At 73.7% G+C, this 18,325-nt stretch carries 14 protein-coding genes; 5 read left to right on the forward strand and 9 right to left on the reverse strand.

Annotated elements, in window-relative coordinates; genetic code table 11:
• The first annotated feature begins 70 nt into the window (after positions 1-70).
• The 3 genes from ABZV77_RS35465 to ABZV77_RS35475 are packed head-to-tail and all read left to right on the forward strand — an operon-like array spanning position 71 to position 2,819.
• On the forward strand, positions 71-772 hold the full coding sequence (locus ABZV77_RS35465) for a response regulator transcription factor (RefSeq protein ID WP_356266248.1): 702 nt from the start codon (positions 71-73) through the stop codon (positions 770-772).
• A complete protein-coding gene (locus ABZV77_RS35470) occupies positions 769-2,298 on the forward strand; it encodes a HAMP domain-containing sensor histidine kinase (RefSeq protein WP_356266250.1) in 1,530 nt (509 codons plus the stop codon). Before ABZV77_RS35465 ends, ABZV77_RS35470 begins: the two co-directional genes overlap by 4 nt.
• Positions 2,295-2,819: a hypothetical protein gene (locus tag ABZV77_RS35475; protein ID WP_356266252.1), complete on the forward strand. Its 525-nt coding sequence runs from the start codon at positions 2,295-2,297 to the stop codon at positions 2,817-2,819. Before ABZV77_RS35470 ends, ABZV77_RS35475 begins: the two co-directional genes overlap by 4 nt.
• Positions 2,820-2,847: 28 nt before the next feature.
• On the opposite strand, the gene ABZV77_RS35480 is transcribed toward ABZV77_RS35475, so the two are convergent.
• The 4 genes from ABZV77_RS35480 to ABZV77_RS35495 all read right to left on the reverse strand — a co-directional run bounded on the left by ABZV77_RS35480 (position 2,848) and on the right by ABZV77_RS35495 (position 6,584).
• Positions 2,848-3,969 (reverse strand): hypothetical protein, encoded by a 1,122-nt coding sequence (locus ABZV77_RS35480; protein ID WP_356266254.1) that lies wholly within the window; start codon positions 3,967-3,969, stop codon positions 2,848-2,850.
• A complete protein-coding gene (locus tag ABZV77_RS35485; protein WP_356266256.1) occupies positions 3,966-4,385 on the reverse strand; it encodes a hypothetical protein in 420 nt (139 codons plus the stop codon). The genes ABZV77_RS35480 and ABZV77_RS35485 overlap by 4 nt, the downstream gene beginning before the upstream one ends.
• A 99-nt stretch (positions 4,386-4,484) precedes the next feature.
• Complete coding sequence (locus tag ABZV77_RS35490) at positions 4,485-5,660, reverse strand: DUF2786 domain-containing protein (protein ID WP_356266257.1); 1,176 nt, start codon at positions 5,658-5,660, stop codon at positions 4,485-4,487.
• A gap of 72 nt (positions 5,661-5,732) precedes the next feature.
• Complete coding sequence (locus ABZV77_RS35495; protein ID WP_356266259.1) at positions 5,733-6,584, reverse strand: nitrilase-related carbon-nitrogen hydrolase; 852 nt, start codon at positions 6,582-6,584, stop codon at positions 5,733-5,735.
• A gap of 1,023 nt (positions 6,585-7,607) precedes the next feature.
• On the opposite strand from ABZV77_RS35495, the gene ABZV77_RS35500 reads away from it, so the two are divergent.
• Entirely contained in the window at positions 7,608-9,344 is a 1,737-nt protein-coding gene (locus ABZV77_RS35500) for a bifunctional 3'-5' exonuclease/DNA polymerase (RefSeq protein WP_356266261.1), read from the forward strand.
• A 23-nt stretch (positions 9,345-9,367) separates the two neighbouring features.
• Here the strand turns inward: ABZV77_RS35500 and ABZV77_RS35505 are convergent, their stop codons facing one another.
• From ABZV77_RS35505 to ABZV77_RS35520, 4 genes are all read right to left on the reverse strand, one after another.
• On the reverse strand, positions 9,368-12,484 hold the full coding sequence (locus ABZV77_RS35505) for a BTAD domain-containing putative transcriptional regulator (protein WP_356266262.1): 3,117 nt from the start codon (positions 12,482-12,484) through the stop codon (positions 9,368-9,370).
• 226 nt (positions 12,485-12,710) lie between these two features.
• Positions 12,711-15,074, reverse strand: a complete 2,364-nt coding sequence (locus ABZV77_RS35510; protein ID WP_356266264.1) for an ATP-binding protein — start codon at positions 15,072-15,074, stop codon at positions 12,711-12,713.
• Positions 14,995-15,825, reverse strand: coding sequence for a response regulator transcription factor (locus ABZV77_RS35515; RefSeq protein WP_356266266.1), 831 nt, complete (start codon positions 15,823-15,825; stop codon positions 14,995-14,997). The genes ABZV77_RS35510 and ABZV77_RS35515 overlap by 80 nt, the downstream gene beginning before the upstream one ends.
• 104 nt (positions 15,826-15,929) lie before the next feature.
• Positions 15,930-16,487, reverse strand: a complete 558-nt coding sequence (locus tag ABZV77_RS35520; RefSeq protein ID WP_356266268.1) for a hypothetical protein — start codon at positions 16,485-16,487, stop codon at positions 15,930-15,932.
• Positions 16,488-16,636: 149 nt separating this feature from the next.
• Between ABZV77_RS35520 and ABZV77_RS35525 the strand changes: the two genes are divergently transcribed.
• A complete protein-coding gene (locus tag ABZV77_RS35525; RefSeq protein ID WP_356266270.1) occupies positions 16,637-17,482 on the forward strand; it encodes an alpha/beta fold hydrolase in 846 nt (281 codons plus the stop codon).
• Positions 17,483-17,502: 20 nt separating this feature from the next.
• On the opposite strand, the gene ABZV77_RS35530 is transcribed toward ABZV77_RS35525, so the two are convergent.
• A complete protein-coding gene (locus tag ABZV77_RS35530; RefSeq protein WP_356266364.1) occupies positions 17,503-18,279 on the reverse strand; it encodes a glucose 1-dehydrogenase in 777 nt (258 codons plus the stop codon).
• Between the last annotated feature and the right edge of the window lie 46 nt (positions 18,280-18,325).

Raw genomic sequence — 18,325 nt, forward strand, 5'->3', positions numbered from 1 at the left:
GCCCCGCGGCGCCGAGATCTCCGCCCCAACCCGTCCTGAACTGGGCAAACCCTCGCCCATAATCGTCGGCATGCCCCGAGTCCCCCATGTGTTGCTGATCGAGGACGACGCGTCCGTACGCGACGGAATGGAGCTCGTGCTGCGCCGTCACGGGTACGCCGTCGACACCGCCGCCACCGGTGAGGACGCCCTCGCGCTGCTCGCCAGGCCCGCGGGCCACGACGTCGAACTCGCCGTGCTCGACCTGATGCTGCCCGGCATGGACGGCTTCGAGGTGTGCCGCCGGATCCGCGCCACCGGGTCGACGATCCCCGTCGTCATGCTCACCGCGCGCGGCGACGACAGCGACATCGTGCAGGGGCTGGAGGCGGGCGCCGACGACTACGTGGTCAAACCCGTGACCGCACCCGTCCTGGAGGCGCGGATCCGGGCGGCGCTGCGGCGGGCGGAGCCGGTGCGGGTGCGGCCCGGCGAGGACACGTACGCCGGGCTCGTCATCGACCGCGCCGGGCTCACCGTCACCAAGCGCGGCGCGCCCATCGCCCTGCCGCCGACCGAACTGCGGGTCCTGCTGGAGCTCTCCGCCTCACCGGGGCAGGTGTTCAGCCGCGAGCAGCTGCTGCGTTCGGTCTGGGAGCACGACTTCCTCGGGGACTCGCGGCTCGTGGACGCGGCGGTCGGGCGGCTGCGGGCCAAGATCGAGGACCTGCCGGCCAAGCCGGTGTTCGTACAGACGGTACGGGGCTTCGGGTATCGGTTCGGGCCGGTATGAGGGCGAAGTGGAAGGCGTGGGGCGGGCTGCGGGGGCGGCTCGTCGTCGCGTTCGTGCTGGTCGCGGTGGTCAGTGCGGTCACCGCCACCGGGCTCGCCTACCGCGAGTCCCGCAACGCCGTCCTGGAACGCAAGCAGGACGCGGTGCGCACCGACTTCAAGAACCGTGTCGACCAGGCCTCCGCCGACCTCGCCATGCCGCCCGACGAGGTCTCCCTCACCCGCTTCGCGGTCGGGGTCGCCGAGGGGCTCGCGGACACGGTGGTCGTCGCCGAGTACCGCACGCTGACGGCGTCCTCCGACGCGTCGGCCGACCGGACGCGGATCTCGGGCTCGCTGCGCGACGCCGTACGCACCCGGAACCGGATGAGCCTCCAGCGGGTCGACCGGCACGACAGCCCCTACCTGGTGGTCGGCACGCCCGTCACCTTCGACTCCGGTTCGCCGTCCGGGCTCGACATCTACGCCATCAGCTCGCTGCGCGCCGAACAGGACGACACCGCGGGGATCCTCGACGCCGTGCGGGACGGCCTGCTGCCGGTCCTGCTGCTCACCGTCGCGCTCGCGCTGCTCGCCGCCCGTACGGTGCTGCGGCCCGTGCGGGAACTGGGACGCGCGACGCGTCGGCACGCGGCAGGCGACCTCGCCTCACGCGTCGTGGTCCCGCGGGGCCGGGACGAACTCGCCGACCTGGCAAGGGACTTCAACCGCACCGCCGAGGCCCTCGAAACGTCCGTCGCCGAGCTGCGGGAGCAGGAAGCGAAGGCGCGGCGGTTCGTCGCCGACGTCTCGCACGAGCTGCGCACGCCGCTCGCCGCGATGACGATGGTCGCCACGGTCCTCGACGAGGACGCCGGACAACTGCCGCCCGACGCGGCGCACGCCGCCCGCACGGTCAGCGCGGAGACGGCGCGGCTCGCGCGGCTCGTCGACGACCTGATGGAGATGTCCCGCTTCGACTCCGGCGCGGCACGCCTCAACCTCGGCGAGGTCGACCTCGCCGAGACGGTGCGGAACACGCTGGCGCTGCGCGGCTGGACGGGGCGAGTACGGGCCGAGCTCCCGGACGGCGTACGGGCGGTGGTCGACCCGCGCCGCGTGGACGTGGCCGTCGCCAACCTCGTGGGGAACGCGCTGCGGCACGGTGGCGAGCCGGTGACGCTGACGCTGGCTGCGGGGGCGGGGGGCGTGGGTTCGGGGGGCGTGGGTTCAGGGGGCGCGGGTTCGGCGGACGTTGGCCCGGGTGACGTTGGCCCGGGTGACGTTGGTGATCGCGACTGGGTGACCGTCGAGGTCGCCGACCGTGGGCCCGGCCTCGCCCCGGACGTCCTCCCCCACGTCTTCGACCGCTTCTACAAGGCGGACAGCGCGCGGACGCGGTCGGAGGGCAGCGGCCTCGGCACGGCCATCGCGCTGGAGAACGCGCGGCTGCACGGGGGCACGATCGAAGTGGCCAACAGGCCGGACGGCGGCGCGGTGTTCACGCTGCGGCTGCCGTGGCGGCGGGGCGAAGGAGCAGAGCGATGACTCTCGTACGTCTACGTAGAAGAAGTACGGGGTTTGCTCTGGCTGTCGTCGCGCTGGGCCTCGCGGGGTGCGGGGTGCAGCCCACCGGTGTGGTGGACGCGGGCGAGGCGGCGGGCGGGCTCACCAAGGGCCTGCGGATCTACTTCGTCTCCGAGACAGGGCGACTCGAAGGAGTGACCCGCGCCTTGCCGATCCGCGAACCAGCCGCTGTCATCAAGCTGTTGATGTCGGGCCCCTCGAAGGCGGAACAACAGGCGGGACTCACCACGCTGATCGACAGCGGCCGGTTCGACGTCACGGGAAAGGGCAACCGGATCACGGTCCGGACCCCCGACCTCGCCCTCGACCCCGCCGCCCTCGACGACCGCAACCGCACCGGCCAGCTGGTGTGCAGCCTGGCACGAGCGCAGGCCGTCCTCGACGAACGGGGGCGGACGCGGCCGGACGACGTGCGGGTGACGGTGATCCCGGAGGGGGGCGGGGAGTTGGGACCCTACGTCTGCTCGGACTTCTTGAAGTAGAGCCCGGAGACGCCGGACGCCCGGAGACTCAGAGAGGTCCCAGATGCTCCGCGGCGGCGCGGCCGATGTGGGTGAGGACGGGGAAGGTATCCGGCTCCAGCGCCATCCCCACCACCAGCAGTGCGGTGCCCAGGAGGACCTGCCCGACCAGGCCGTCCCCGTAGCTGTCGCTGTCCCAGTCGAACACCAACGCCAGCGCGAACACGATGAGGATCGTCAGGATCGCCGCAAGCGCGACCGCCGTCGGCGTGAAAGCGGCCATCCATACGATGGCGGGCTTCGGGCGCGAGGCGTACATCGTGTTGAGCGCCGACCCCGCGACCGCCAGCGGAAGAGCGGCCCCCAGATACACCACCGTGCCGATGGTGACGCTCGTCCTGCCGTGCGTCTTCTTGACCTTCGGGGGCACGGATCGTCGAGGCGGGGGCGTAGGGGTAGGCATAGGGGGAGGCGTGGGCGTAGGCCTTGGGTAGTCAGGCCGTCGAGGTGTGGCCCCCCGCACCACATCACCCGGCAGCACGAACGGTTCCGGGTCCCCGGCTCCGTGGCCCATCTGGTCGCTCAGTTGCCGCAGTTCGCTGCGTACCGCTCCCAGCTCGTGTTCCGCCTGCTCGAAGAGGCGCGCGTACTGCGCCGATTCCTGCCGCCCGCGGCCCGCGACACCGGCGACGTCGTCCACAACATCGTCACCAGCCGCCGCACCCCCATGCTTCTCCTGTCGCGCCAACTTCTGCTGGGCCAACTCCTGCTGCGCCTTGCGCAGGAGGGACTCGGCCCGCATCCGCTCCTCCTCCGCCTCGCGCGTCATCCGCTGGGCCTGCACGACGCGCAGTTCGGCCTCCCGCACGCGCTGCGCGAACTCGGCCTGCACCTCGGCCCTACCCTCGGCCTTCGCCCGCCGCGCCTGCTGCTTCCACTCCTCGCACTGGGCCGTCAGCTCGCCCACGGCACGGGTGAGCACCTGCACCACCACGTCGGCCCGCTCCCTGGCCACGTGCGCGGCCCGGCCCTGGGACTGCAGCGTCAGGTGGACGTGGGTCACGTGCTGGTCCCGGCCGGACTGGTACACCTGGCCATGGCCCGACGCGCTGCCCCGGGGCGCGGGCGCAGCGTCCTTGGCATCGTCCGGTCGTTCCTCGCGCTCCGTCACCGCTCGGTGATGTGCTGGTCGCGCGCCGCCTGATAGATGCGGCCGTTGCCCGTGGCGCGGGCCTGCATGTGGATGCCTCCCTCGACCTGCTGGGTGGCGTTCTCCCTGGCCAGGCGAGCCAGGAGGGACTCCAACTCCTGCGCGGCCTGCGGGTGTTCGCTAAGAAGCGTCATCGCCCTGGCGCACCAGTGGCCCTCCAGGCGGGCGGTCACTCCGCCGCCGTCGCCCTCCGCCGCCTCCAACGCCGTGCGGCGCGAAGCCTCCAGCTCGCGGTCCACGTCGTCGGCCGCCTCCGGCTGGAAGCGGCGCCAGAGCGCCACCACGCCGTCCTTGGCCTGCTGCCAGCCGTCGGTCACCAGAAGGGTGACGACGGACGTACCGGCGGTGCCCGCCAGAGTGAGCAGATACGGATCCATACGGTGGCCCCCGAGGTCCCGGCCCAGCAACAGGGCGTGCGTACCAGGGTAGTTGAACTGCCCTTCCGCAGAAGCGTGTTGGCCGGTGCTCGTGTTCCTTCAGGGCAGTGCGGGGCCCCGGCCGCGCGGGGTCACGTGGGCGCGGTCGGCGGCGGCCGTGCCGTGGTGCCAGCCCTCGGCGTCCGTCACGCCCCGCACCCGCGTCGTGGTCGTCTCGGGGAACATCTGCTCGGCGCGGTCGGTGACGGCGACGTCGCGCGCGGCCAGCGCGGGGAGCAGCGCGGCCGTGTCCCGCGCCTCCCCCGCCGCATCCCTCTCCGCTTCTGTCGCCGCCTCCCGCACCGCGTGCTCGCCCGCCTCGGCCAGGCGTCCGCCTATGCGGTTCGCGTACGCCATCAGGAACGCCTGCCGGAACGTCTTCGTGCGCTTGCGGCCCCCGGCACGCTGCCCGGCCTCCGCCTTGGTCATCGCCGCGGTGCCCTGTACCAGGAGGGAGGTGTGGAGGAGTTCGACCGACTCCAGGTCGGATTCGAAGCCGACGACGGTCGAGAAGCCGTACGCCTCGTTCCACACCGCACGGCAGTGGTTCGCGGCGGCGACCGCGTCGAGCAGGATCGCCTTCGCCGTCTCGTACGGGGCGTCCACGCCGATGCGGCAGGCGCCAGGGACGTCCTTCGCGTGGGTGCGGGCCGCGAGGAGCGCCTCGTCGAGCGAGTGCCGCGCCATCAGCTCCTGCGCCTTGGCGGTGAGCGCCTCGGCCTCCTCCGGGTAGTTGGTCGCCTCGGCCTTGGCGAGGAGGGCGCGGATACGGGTGAGCGTGCGGGGCTCGCCGTGGACCGGGCCGGGGACGGTGTCGCCGGGCGGCGGGCCCGCCGGTTCGATCGGGGGGAGGCGCAGGAGGAGGCGGTAGAGCTGGAGGTGGGTGGTGGCGCGGGTGAAGCGGTCACCTGCGCGGGCGGGCTCGCCGGTGGGCCCGAGGTCCGCGAGCTGGGCGGGCCAGCGGGGCGGGAGGTGGGCGTAGCGGGCGGTCTCCTCGCGGATGAGGTCCGCGGTCAGGCGTACGTGCGGGTCGTCCAGGTCGCGGCGGACCAGGCGGATCACGTCGGCGGGCTGCCAGCCGTGGCGCCAGGCGCGGTGCAGGTACTCCTCGCCGCGGCGGCGCAGGTCGGCGTCCGCCTCGGGGGCGGCCGCCAGAAGGGACGCTCCGGTGTCCAGACCGTCGTCGCCGTCGCCGTACAGCGCCGCCGCGAATGCCCTGTCGATCACCGATTCCATGAGGTCAGGGTATGTGGGGTCGGGGGATACCTCGGGCGAGACCCTGAACTCATCCACAGGCTGTGGATGAGTTCAGCTGTCGCCGCCCTCGTCGATCAGGCGGCGCACCTCTCGGTCGACCATGCCGAGCCGCGCCTCCGCGACGAGCGGTACGGCGCGGCGCTGGCGACGCGCCTCGTGCACGTCGATGTCGACCGTCACCAGGCCCGGCTCCCACTTCGGGGCCTGCGCGACGACCGTGCCGCGCGGGTCGACGACGCGGGAGCCGCCCCAGAACGTCGCGCCGTTCTCGTTGCCGACCCGGTTCACGAAGACGACCCAGCACTGCAGCATGCGGGCGGTGTACGAGAGCAGTGTGTCCCAGTACAGACCGGTATCCATGGCCTCGGGGTCCAGGCTCGCCGCACTGTTCGTCGGTACGACGATGACCTCGGCGCCGTCCTGCACGGCGAGCCACGGGAGCACCGGCTGCCACGCGTCGTTGCAGATGAGGGTGGCGGCGCGGCCGTGCCCGCCGGGCAGGTCGTACGCGCGCAGGTGCTGGCCCGGGCTGACGTGCTTGCGTTCCTCCCACGCCAGGTAGTTGGGGAGGTACAGCTTCCGGTGGGCGTGCAGGAGGCGGCCGTTCGCGTAGTACGCCGCGGTGTTGTACGCACGCAGGGCGGTGTGCTCGTGGAGGCCCACGAGGATGTCCGGTCCTTCCGGGCCCGCGGCGTCCTGCAACGCGAGCAGGCGCGGGTCGTCCGTCGTGATCGACGAGTCCTTCTCCAGGCCGCCCAAGTGGTAGCCGTGCAGGCTCAGCTCCGGGAAGACGACGAGGTCTGCGCCCTGGCTCGCGGCCTGGGCGATGTGGTCCCGCGCGGTCTCCAGGTTCTGCCCGACGTCACCCAGGGCGCAGTCGGTCTGTGCCAGCGCGACTCGCATGCGACGAGCTTTGCAGCGGTGTTCGCTCCCCGCACGCGGGGGTCCTCCGGACGGGGTGCGGTTCTGGGTGCGTCCCCCCGCGACGTCCAGCGGCCGTAGGAGCCCCAAGCCCGCCGCTTCGCGGCGGATGTTTCCCACCCACCCACCCGTTTGCCCTGCGACGTCCAGCGGGGGTAGGGGCCGGGGCTGCCCCCCCTCACGCCAGGGGCAGGGTGGGGGTGGGGGGTGGGGGGCCTCAGCGCCCCAAGGGGGGGCGGGTGGGTGGGGAAACCCCGCAGCGGGCGGGGCGGGCGGGTGGGAGATCACCGTGGCCGTCCAGGCGGGCGGGCTCGGGGAGGTCCTCCGACCCCGTCGGGCCGCAGGTGCGGTCGGGCGGGGGATCACCGTGACCGTCCGGGCGAGTGGGCCCGGGGAGGGCCGTCCGACCCCGTTGGGCTGCAGCCGGGGGCGGGTGGGAGACCACCGTGACCGTCCAGGTGAGCGGGCCCGGGGAGGGCCGTCCGACCTCGTCGGGCTGCAGCCGAGGGTGGGTGGGGGATCACTGTGGCCGTCCAGGTGAGCGGGCCCGGGGAGGGCCTCCGTCCCCGTTGGGCTGCAGCCGGGGGCGGGTGGGGGATCACCGTGGCCGTCCAGGTGAGTGGGCTCGGGGAGGCTCTCCGTCCTTGCCGGGCCGCAGCCGGGGGCGGGTGGGGGATCACCGTGGCCGTCCAGGCGGGCGGGCTCGGCGAGGTCCTCCGGCCCCGTCGGCCTGCAGGCGCGGGCGGGTGGGGAACCACTGCGGCCGGCCCAGGTGAGCGGGGCCGGGGAGGCCGTCCGCCCCCGCCGGGCCGCAGGCGCAAGCGAGACGGGAGGGGACGTGGGGGTATGTGCGCACGGAGCACCGAGCACACCCTGACGGGCAGAAGGTCTACAGGCGCGGCGCAGGGATAGCGAGTACGTACATACCCCCACGGCCCCGCACCCACAAGCAGGCCCGAAGCGTGCACCGTCAGCAATGTCAGTGCCGGGTGCGAGACTCGCCGTATGGGTCGGCGGTGGGTCATTGGTGTTGCCGAGGGCGGAGGAGCTGAGCTCGTCGTTCTCGGGGACGACGGCCTGCCCGCGGGCCCCGTCGTCCACGAGCCCGACCTCGCCGAAGCCGTCCGGACGCGGCCGGACGTGGACCGATGGGTCTGGCGGTCCACCGCCGAGATCTACCCGCGCCTCCTCGCCTCCGGCACCCGAGTAGACCGCTGCTACGACATCGAGGCCGCCGAGCTCCTCCTCCTGGGCCACGAGGGCCGCCTGGGCGAGCCCCGCTCCGCCGCCGCAGCCCTCGCCAGGCTCCGCCACACCCCCGTACCCCCCGATCCCCCACCCCGCGCCGCCGAGCCCGGCACCCAGGACTCCCTCTTCGAGCCCCGCCCCAGCGGCACCCCCGTCACGCTCGAAGAGCTCGTCGAGGTGCACGCCGAGCAGCAGCGAAGACACGACGCCACCGCCCACCCCGGCCGCATGCGCCTGCTCACCGCATCGGAGTCCGCGGGCATGCTGGTGGCCGCCGAGATGAACACCGCGGGCCTGCCCTGGCGCGCCGACGTCCACCGCGAGCTCCTGAACGAAATGCTCGGCGAGCGGTATGCGGGCCGGGGCGAGCCCCGCCGCCTCGCCGAGCTAGCCGACGAGGTGTCCGCCGCGTTCGGCCGCCGCGTCCGCCCGGACCTGGCCGCAGACGTCGTCAAGGCCTTCGCGCAGGCCGGTATCAGGGTGAAGTCGACGCGCCGCTGGGAGCTGGAGGAGCTCGACCACCCCGCGGTGAAGCCCCTCATCGAGTACAAGAAGCTGTACCGCATCTGGACGGCCCACGGCTGGAGCTGGCTCCAGGACTGGGTGCACGACGGCCGGTTCCGCCCCGAGTACACCCCGGGCGGCACGGTCAGCGGCCGCTGGACGACCAACGGCGGCGGGGCGCTGCAGATCCCCAAGGTGATCCGCAGGGCCGTCGTCGCCGACCCGGGATGGCGGCTCGTCGTGGCCGACGCCGACCAGATGGAGCCGAGGGTGCTCGCCGCGATCTCCCGCGACCGGGGCCTGATGGAGGTCGCGGGCAGCGAGGAGGACCTGTACACCCGCCTGTCCGACCGCGCCTTCTCCGGCGACCGCGAGCACGCGAAGATCGCGCTGCTGGGCGCGGTGTACGGACAGACGTCCGGCGACGGCCTGAAGAACCTCGCCGCACTCCGCCGCCGCTTCCCGCTGGCCGTCGCGTACGTCGACGACGCGGCGAAGGCGGGCGAGGAGGGCAGGCTCGTGCGGACCTGGCTGGGCCGGACGAGCCCACCGGCGGCGGGCGCCGGGGAGGACGACGAGGCGGGCATCCCTCAGGAGGCCCCGGCCCAGGGACGGACGGCGCCGGGCGGCGGCGATGCGGGAGGACCCGGCTCCTCCGACGGGGAGTTCACGCCTGGGTACGCCTCGACCAACGCCCGCGCCAGAGGCCGTTTCACGCGCAACTTCGTCGTGCAGGGCAGCGCGGCGGACTGGGCGCTGCTGATGCTGGCCGCCCTGCGTCGGACGATCGCGGAGGGCGGGTTCCGGGCCGAGCTCGTGTTCTTCCAGCACGACGAGGTCATCGTGCACTGCCCCGCCGAGGAGGCGGAGACGGTGGCGCGCGCCGTCCGCGAGGCGGGTGATCTCGCGGGCCGGATCGCGTTCGGGGAGACACCGGTCCGTTTCCCGTTCACCACGGCGATCGTGGAGTGCTACGCGGACGCGAAGTGACACCGCAGGGACACCGCATGGCGCTAAGCCGACAGTAGCGCCCTGAGTTCGTCGGCCACCTTGCTGTCCGTGCCGTCCAGCGCCCGAAGCGCCGTCCGCCACTGTTCGTACGCCTCCTGCTCGCGCCCCGCCGCGTGGAGAAGGAGCCCGCGCTGATGGCGGGCGAGGCCGGTCATGTGGGTGTCGCCGCGTTGTTCGGCGCGGTCGAGGAGGACGGTGCACTCGCGTGTCGCGTCCGCGGCGCGGGAGAGGCCGCGCAGGGCGCGGACGAGGCCGAGGCGGGCCTGGGACGCGCCGTGCCAGTCCTCGTACTCGCCGTGCAGGCGCAGGCTCTCCTCGAAGTGGTCGAGCGCGGCGGCCGGTTCGCCGAGGGTGAGGTGGGCGTAGCCGATGTTGCAGTGGGCGGACTGCCGTACGACGGCGTGCCCGATGGTGTCGCCGATGGCGAGGCTGCGTTCGTGGTGGGTGATGGCGGCGCGGGCGTCCGTGTGCTCGTACAGGTTGCCGAGATGGCTGAGGGTGATCGCCTCGCTGAGCGGGTCGGCGAGTTCCTTGGCGAGGTCCAGGCTCTGGTGGAGGGCCTCGGCGGACTCGGCGTGGCGGCCGAGGCCTTCGAGGAGGAGGCCGCGGTTGTTGAGGCCGCGGCGTACGCAGGACACGAGGCCGAGCGCGCGCCAGAGGGTGAGGCCCTCGTCGTTCAGGGCGAGGGCCTCACTGCTCCGCCCCGACATGAAGTGCAGGCCCGCGGCGTCGGTGAGGGCCTGGGCCTCGGCGGCGGTGTCGCCCTGGCGGCGGGCGGCGTTCAGGGCGAGCGTGCCGAGCGCGGCGAGTTCGGTGAGGCGGCCGCGGCGCTGGAGGTAGGGGAAGAGGCAGCGGACGAGGACGGGGAGCAGGCCTGCGGGGTCGTGGTGCCGTTCGGCGAGGGCGAGGATGTTCGCGAGTTCGGTGTCTCCCCAGGCGAAGGCGGCCTCGGCGGAGAGGGGCGGGCCCGCGTCGGCGTCGTCCCGGCCGGGGCGTGCGAGTCGGGATTCCACGCCGCGCAGGCGGTCCGTGCGGTCCAGGCCGGTCGGCAGGATGGCCAGGAGGGTGCGCCGGGCGGACTCGGCGTACCAGCGGAAGGCCTCCTCTACGAGGTCCAGGTCCAGGTCCACGCCTGCGCCTGCGCCTGCGCCCACGTCGCCCGCTGCCGTCTCCCTCGCGAAGTCGCGTACGAGATCGTGCGGGGTGTAGCGGCCGTAGGACGTCTCGTCGAGGAGGGCGACGTCGACGAGGCGGTCCAGGGCCGCGCCCGCGCGCAGTTCGCCGGTGCCCAGCAGGCGGGCCAGGAGTGGCACTCCGTACGTGGGCAGGTCGACCGCGCCGATCCGGGCGAGGGCGAGGGCCGCATCGCGGTCGGCCTCGCGGTCAGAGGTGCGCAGGGCGTCGAGGGCGACGGCGAGGGAGCGGCGCACGCTCAGGTCGTCGTACTCCAGGTGGTGCAGGCGGCCGCCGCTGACGGTGAGGAGTTCGGCGAGGGCGTCGGGGGTGAGGGCGCGGCGGGCGGCGAGACGGGCGGCGACGATGCGCAGGGCGAGGGGGAGGCGGCCCGCGAGTTCGACGAGGGGATGTCCGGCGTCGAGCCCGGCGCGGCCGGAGACGGCACGCAGGAGTGCGGCACTGTCCCCGTCGGAGAGGGGGTCCAGCGGGAAGCGGTCCGCGCCGTCGAGGGCGGTCAGCGGCGAGCGGCTGGTGACGATGACCGCGCAGCCGGGCCCCGCGGGCAGCAGGGGCCGCACCTGCGCGGCCGTCGCGGCGTCGTCGAGGACCATGAGCGTGCGGGTCGGCGCGAGCAGCGAGCGGAGCAACGCGCTTTCCGCGGCGGGGTCTTCGGCGCCGTCCGGGGCGCACCGGGGCTCGGCGCCGAGGTCGCGGAGGAGCGCGGCGAGGGCCTGCCCCGGGGTGAGCGGGGTCGTGCCGGGCGTGGCGCCGCGCAGGTTGACGTAGAGCTGCCCGTCCGGGAACTCCTCCCGCAGCGCGTGCGCGACGTGCACGGCGAGCGCGCTCTTGCCGACACCGGCCATGCCGGAGACGACGGCGACGCGGGGGCTCACCCGGGGGTCTGCCCGGGAGCCACCCCGGGGGCCACCGGCCAGGGCGAGCCGAAGGGACCGCACGGTGTCGTGACGTCCGGTGAAGTGCGCAGGGCTGGGCGGAAGTTGGGCAGGCCGAGCAGGGTCGACCGACCCGGCCTTGCCCCCACCGTCGGGCTCACCCTGCCCTTCGGAGCGGGAAGGCGCGCACTCCCCCGCGGCCTCCGACTGCCCCGAACCTTCGGACTCTCCTGCACCTTCGGACGCCCCCAAAGTCCCCGACGGCTCCGACGGCTCCGACGCCCCCGCCGACCCCGCCGACCCCCGCAACACCTCCCGATGCGCGTCCCGCACCCCCGCCCCCGGCTCCACGCCGAGCTCCTCGACCAGCCTGCGGCGCAGTTCGCGGTGGACGGCGAGGGCCTCCGCCTGGCGGCCCGTGCGGTGGAGCACCAGCATCAGCTGGCGGTGGAAGACCTCGTGGAGGGGGTACTCCGCGACGAGGGAGGCCAGTTCGGGCGCGAGCGCGGCGAGGCCGGTGCCGAGTTCCAGTTCGGCGTCGTAACGCCACTGCTGGGCGAGGAGGCGTGCCTCTTCCAGGCGGGGTACGAGGGGATGGCCGTCCAGCGAGTCGGGGAGGCCGCTCAACGGCGTGCCGCGCCACAGCGCGAGCGCATCCGTGGCGCAGGCCGCCGCCCGCGCCCAGTCCCGCTCCGCGTGCGCGGCCCGCGCCTGCCTGACCAGGCGCTCGAAGACCCGGACGTCCAGCTCGCCCTCGCCGACCCGGAGCCGGTACCCCGGCGGGACCGCGTGCAGCCGCTGCGGGTCGTCGAGGAGGCGGCGCAGCCGGGTCACGTGGTTCTGGAGGGACGCCTGCGCGGACGCGGGTGGAAAGTCGCCCCAGAGGGCTTCCTTGAGCGCGCCGAGGGAGACGACCCTGTCCGGTTCGAGCAGCAGCGCGGCCAGCAGGGCGCGCCCCTTCGCGCTGCGCACGGGGTGCGGCACGCCCTCGGCGTCGTACACGGCAGGCGCCCCGAGCAGACCGAACCGCAGTCCGCATCGCTCACTCAACGCCGTCTCCCCGTGCCGTACTGCCGTGTCCCGCAGTGGGTGCCGGAGGACCGTTGGCCACATGTTAGCGATCTGTTGGCGTGGCCTGATCTGATCGCCGCATCGGACCTGGCCCGCCGGTACTCGCGCACAGCGCGTAGCTCGGGGGAGTGTCGCCGCCGCGGCCGGGTCCGTAGCCGAGAGAGCCCCGGTCGTCGGAGGTGAACGACCGGGGCTTTCGCGCTGCCTACACGGGCCCTTCCCGCACGGGCCCTTCCCGCACGAGCCCTTCTCGCACGAGCTCTTCTCGCACATGGCCTTCCCGCACGAGCCCTTCCCGCACGAGCCCTTCCCCCGTGGACTGCCCAGGGTCGACCCTCGCCCCCACCGGCAAGCGCACCGTGAACAGCGAGCCCTTCCCCGGGATGCTCTGCGCCGACACCGTCCCGTCGTGCGCCTCCACCAGTTTCCGCACGATCGACAGGCCGAGCCCGCTGCCGCCCGTCGCGCGGGTCCGCGACTTGTCCGCCCGCCAGAAGCGGTCGAAGACGTGCGGCAGATCGGCGGACGCGATGCCGGTGCCCGTGTCGGCGACCTCGATCAGCACCGCATCGGACGTGGTGCGGCAGCTGATGCGGACGCTGCCGCCCTCGGGGGTGTGGCGGACGGCGTTGGAGACGAGGTTGCCGATCGCCTGGCGCAGCCGCAGCGGGTCGGCCGTCACCCACGGGTCGCCGAACGCGGTGGCCCTGAGCCGCACCCCCGCGCCGTCCGCGCGCGCCTGGTGCGCCGCGGCGACCTGGTCGGCGATCTCGGCGGCGCGCACCGGCTCGCGGTGCAGCCGGAGCGTACCGGCGTCGGCGGCCGCCAGGTCCTGGAGGTCGTCGACGATGTGCTGGAGCAGCAGGGCCTCTTCGAGGAGCGAGGTGACCAGTTCGGGGTCGGTGTCGACGACACCGTCCTCCGCGGCCTCCAGCCAGCCGCGGATGTTGGACAGCGGGGTGCGCAGTTCGTGCGCCACGTCGCTCACCATGGCCTTGCGCTGTTCCTCGAGGGCCTTCCGATGGGCCGCCATGTCGTTGAAGGCGGCGGCCAGTTGGCTGATCTCGCCCGCCGAGCGGGTGGCGCGCTCGGGGACCGGCTCACTCGACTCACCGGCCTTCATGCGCCGCGTCGCGGTGGTGAGCGCGCGCAGCGGCCGGGTCAGCCGGGTCGCGGCGAGCGCGGTGACGGCGACGGTGACGGCGAGGACGGCGGCTGCGAGCCCGGCCAGGCGGATGGTGTTGGCCCGGGAGAGGCTGAAGCCGGGCGTGCTCCGGGAGCCGTCGGAGCTGGTGATGAAGAGCAGCGCGGGCGACGAGACGTAGGGGCCGAGCTGTTCGCGGCGCGCGGTGTCGACGCAGGACGCGGTGACGGCGGTGGTGGCCTCCGGCCCGACGGCCCCTGCGTACGGACGGATCGACGTGGGCTCGCCGCCGGGCCCGTCGGGACCCACGGCGGGAATCGCCCCGATGGAGGCGGCGACGGGCTTCGGACCGGTCCGCCCCTCCAGGTCGAGGCCGACCGGGACGGGGTCGAGTCCCTGCCGCTTCAGGCAGGCGCCGGTGAGGGAGTTGAGCTTCTTGAGGGCCTTCTGCTCGGTCTCGGTGGGCATTTCGAGGGGCGGCGTACGGCACTGGGTCTGCAGGAACTCGCCCGGGTCGTTGTCGACCCTGATGGTGGGGCGTCCGCTGGGGCCGACGACGACCTGGGGGTTCATGCCAAGGTCCGTCAGACAGGCCGCGCGTCGGTCGGTGGCGTCCTTCAGCCGCGTACGTTCCGCCTTGGTGAGGCGGTAGGGGCCGACCGCGCGGGGGTCGATGCGGTCGGCCGTGGCGTCCTGGTCCGACGGCGCCTCGTCCGCACGGCCCGGGGCCAGCGCGCTGTCGACGGCGAGCGGGTCGAGGACGGCGGAGGCGGTCGGGGGCAGGGGGGCGGGCTTGGTGCCGTTGTTGTCGGTCTCGTTGTTGCCGGTCTCGTTGTTGTCGGTCTCGTTGTTGTCGGTCTCGTTCTCGTCCTTGGCCGAGGAGGACTTGGAGGCATCCGGATCTGCGGGGGCGGTTCCCTTGGCGGAGCTGCCCTTGGCGGAGCTGCCCTTGCCGCCCTGGCCGCCCTTGCCGCCCTGGCCACCCTTGGCCCCCTCCCCCTCCCCCTGCCCTTGGCCACCCGCCTGCGAGCCGCCCCGCTTCGGAGGGGCCGCCGAGTCCGCGATGATCTTGCGATCCTGCGTGGTGAGGGCGATACGGCGGCCGGTCTGCCGGGACAGTTCACGGACGGCCTCGTCGGCGTCCCGCCACTGCGGAGCGCCCGCGCCGACGCCGAGGAGCCTGTCGTAGATGCGGGTGTCGTCGGCGAGGACCTGCCCCTGCTCCTGCCGGAGCGCGCCGGACGTGGTCTGCGCGGCGAGCCATGCGGTGGCGGCGATGGAGCCGATGGAGACCAGCACGGACACGGCGAGGAGACGGGCCAGCAGGCTCTTCCGGAGCGGAACGTCACGCGCCACGCCGCGCCCCCGCCCCACCGGCACCCACGCGCCCGCCGCCCGGACCCGCCTCCGCGTCCACACCGGCATTCGCATCCGCGTCCGCGTCCGCACCCGCACCCGCACCCGCACCCGTCAGCTTGTAACCGACCCCGAAGACCGTCAGAAGGCGGTCGGGGCGGCGCGGGTCGGATTCGATCTTCTTGCGGAGGTTGAGGACGTGCACGTCGACCGTGCGCGCGGATATGTAGCCCGACGATCCGTGGATCCGGTCGAGCAGCTGTGGCCGGGTGAAGACGCGGTCCGGCTCCTCCGCGAGAACGGTGAGCAGCTCGAACTCGCCCGGCGTGCACTCGACGTGCCGTCCGTCGACCGTCACCTCGTGCCGCAGCGGGTCGACGACGAGGCCGCCCACGCGCAGGATCCGCCGGTCGGTGCCGGGCAGCGGCGGGTGGATGCCGCCCGCGCGGCGGAGCAGCGTCCGTACCCGGGCCATCAGCTCGCGCGGGCTGTACGGCTTGGTGAGGTAGTCGTCGGCGCCCGTGTCGAGCCCCATGAGGAGGTCGTCCTCGGTCGAGCGGGCGGTCAGCATCAGGACCGGGAGGCGGGCCAGTTCGGCGGGCCCGTTCCCGTCCCGGAGGAAACGGGTGACCGCGAGGCCGTCGGTGCCCGGCATCATCACGTCGAGGATCAGCAGGTCCGGCAGCCGCCGCCGCACCCCGGCGAGCGCGGCGGACCCGTCATGGACGACGGCGACCTCGTGGCCCTCGCGTTCCAGATAACGGCGGACCAGCTCGGCCTGTTTCTCGTCGTCCTCCGCGACCAGGACAAAAGCGCACATGGCGTTGAGGATAGGCACCGCCCGTCCGGTTCCGGTAAGGCAAATGGGATCGGGACGGCGGCCTGACAGGATCCTCATAAGTGGCTGCCACTCTGGGCCGGGCCCTATCGCCCTCCTGACGAGAGCTCTCCGTTCGTCCAGGCGTAGGCCGTGTTCCCCTGGAGCGCGACCCGGTACTGGTAGCGGTCCCCGCACTCCGCGCGGGCGTCCCGCGGGGTCCGGTCGGGCCACCACGGCGCGTCGAGCCGCGGCGCACCGACCAGGCCCCGGGCCTCGCCCCGAGCCTCGCCCCGGGGCTCCTCCGCACCGCCACACCCCTTGCCGGCTCCCGGTCCGGTCCCGCCCACCGTGAAGCGGATCAGCTTGGCTTCCCCGGTCGTCTTCACCTTCACCTTGACGTTCTTGGCGTCCTTCGGGATCCACGACGGCAGTACGAAGCCGCCATCGCCCTTCTCGGACCCCGGCGCCGGGGCGTCCGCCGCCGTCGCGAAGGACTTCGTCTTCTCCTTGAAGACGTGCTCGCTCACCGCGTCCGGCATCAGCGCGCTGTCCTTGAACGCGGGCGCCGCGACGGCGACGGTCCCCAGGGCGGCGAGACATCCGGCCGCAGTGAGGACGACGACACCGGCCTTCTTCTTGTTCACGGTCATGTGCGGGGGCATGCCACCAGTCTTCGGCCCCGCGCCCCCGATTTCGTACGGCCGGAGGACGAACCTCCGCCCCCACCGGAAGACAGAGGTCGTACGCGCCATCCCCCTCAAGACGTACGTAATCCATTGCACGCCCCCGGCCCCCCGCCTAGCCTCCCGGCATGGCAACCGCACAGGTCAACGGCATCACCATCGGCTATGACGACAACCACCCGGGCGACAACCACCCGGGCGATGACCACCTGGGCGGCGACCACCCGGGCGACGACCGCACCCGAGGCACCCTCGTCCTCCTCCACGGTCACCCCTTCGACCGCTCGATGTGGACCCCGCAGCGCGCCGCGTTCACCGCGACCCACCGCGTGATCACCCCGGACCTCCGCGGCTACGGCGCGTCCACCGTCGTGCCCGGCACCACCGGCTTCGCCACCTTCGCCGAGGACATCGCCGCCCTCATGGACCACCTGGGCGTGCGCGCATTCGCGCTCGGCGGGGTCTCCATGGGCGGCCAACTCGTCATGGAGTGCTACCGCCTCTTCCCCGAGCGCATCACGGGGCTGCTCCTCGCGGACACGTCCCCCGCGGCCGAGACCGCGGACGGCAAGGTGTTCCGCAACGCCCTCGCCGACCGCCTCCTCGCCGAGGGCATGAAGGGGTACGCGGACGAGGTGCGGGACAAGATGGTGGCTCCGTACAACGCGAAGGTGTCCGCGTACGTCCACCGCCTGATGCTGTCCGCCCCGCCGGAAGGCGCGGCCGCCGCCCTGCGCGGCCGGGCCGAGCGCCCCGACTACCGCGACCTGCTGGCCCGCGCCGACGTCCCCTCGCTCGTCGTCGTGGGCCGCGACGACGCGTTCACGCCGGTCTCCGACGCCGAGGCCATGCACGCCGTGCTCCCCGACTCGACGCTGCACATCGTCGAGTCGGCGGCGCACCTGCCGAACCTGGAGCGCCCCGACGACTTCAACTCCGCGGTCCGCACCTGGCTGGCCCGCCTGGACCGCTGAGCTCGCCCACCGGCCGGGGCCTACCAGGTCGGCCGCGCCCCCACCCCGCCGTCCACCACCAGATCCGTCCCCGTGATCCAGGACGCCGCGTCCGAGGCGAGGAACACGCACGCGCTGCCGATGTCCTCGGGCCGCCCGAGCCGCCCGAGCGGTGCCGCCCTGCCCCACCGCTCCACGCCGTCGGGCCAGTCCTCGGCGAGCCCAGGACGGTCGATGAGGCCGGGCGAGACGCTGTTGACGCGGATGCCGCGCGGGCCGTACTCCAGGGCGGCGGAGCGGGCGAACATGATCAGGGCCGCCTTGGACGCGCTGTAGTGCGCGTGGCCGGGGGCGGGGTGCGAGCCCTCGATGGACGCGATCTGTGTGACCGTGCCGCCGCCGTCCTGGCCCGCCATGATCCCGGCGGCCGCCTGCGTGCAGCAGAACGCACTCGTCACGTTCGCCTCGGACAGCTCCCGCCAGTCCGCCGCCGACATCCCGTCGAGCGCCTGAAGGGGCTGGATCCCGGCGTTGTTGACCAGCGCGTCGAGCCGCCCCCGCCAGGAGTGCGCCTCCTCGACGAGGCGGTGGCACTCCTCCTCCCGCGTCAGGTCCGCGGTCACGGCCACGGCGTCACCGCCCGCCGCCACGATCCGTCCAACCAGCTCCTCGGCCCGCTCGCCGCCCCGCCGGTAATGGACGACGACCGCGGCCCCCGCCTGCGCGAACCGCCAGGCGATCCCGGCCCCGATGCCCCCGCTGGCGCCGGTCACCAGAGCGACCCGCCCCGCAAGGCCGGGCAGCGCCTCGTCCCGCATGGAGCCCACGTCATTCACCACTCTCTGCCTCACCCAACTCCCTCTC

This window comes from Streptomyces sp. NPDC004732, from assembly GCF_040609235.1.
GTDB lineage: Bacteria > Actinomycetota > Actinomycetes > Streptomycetales > Streptomycetaceae > Streptomyces.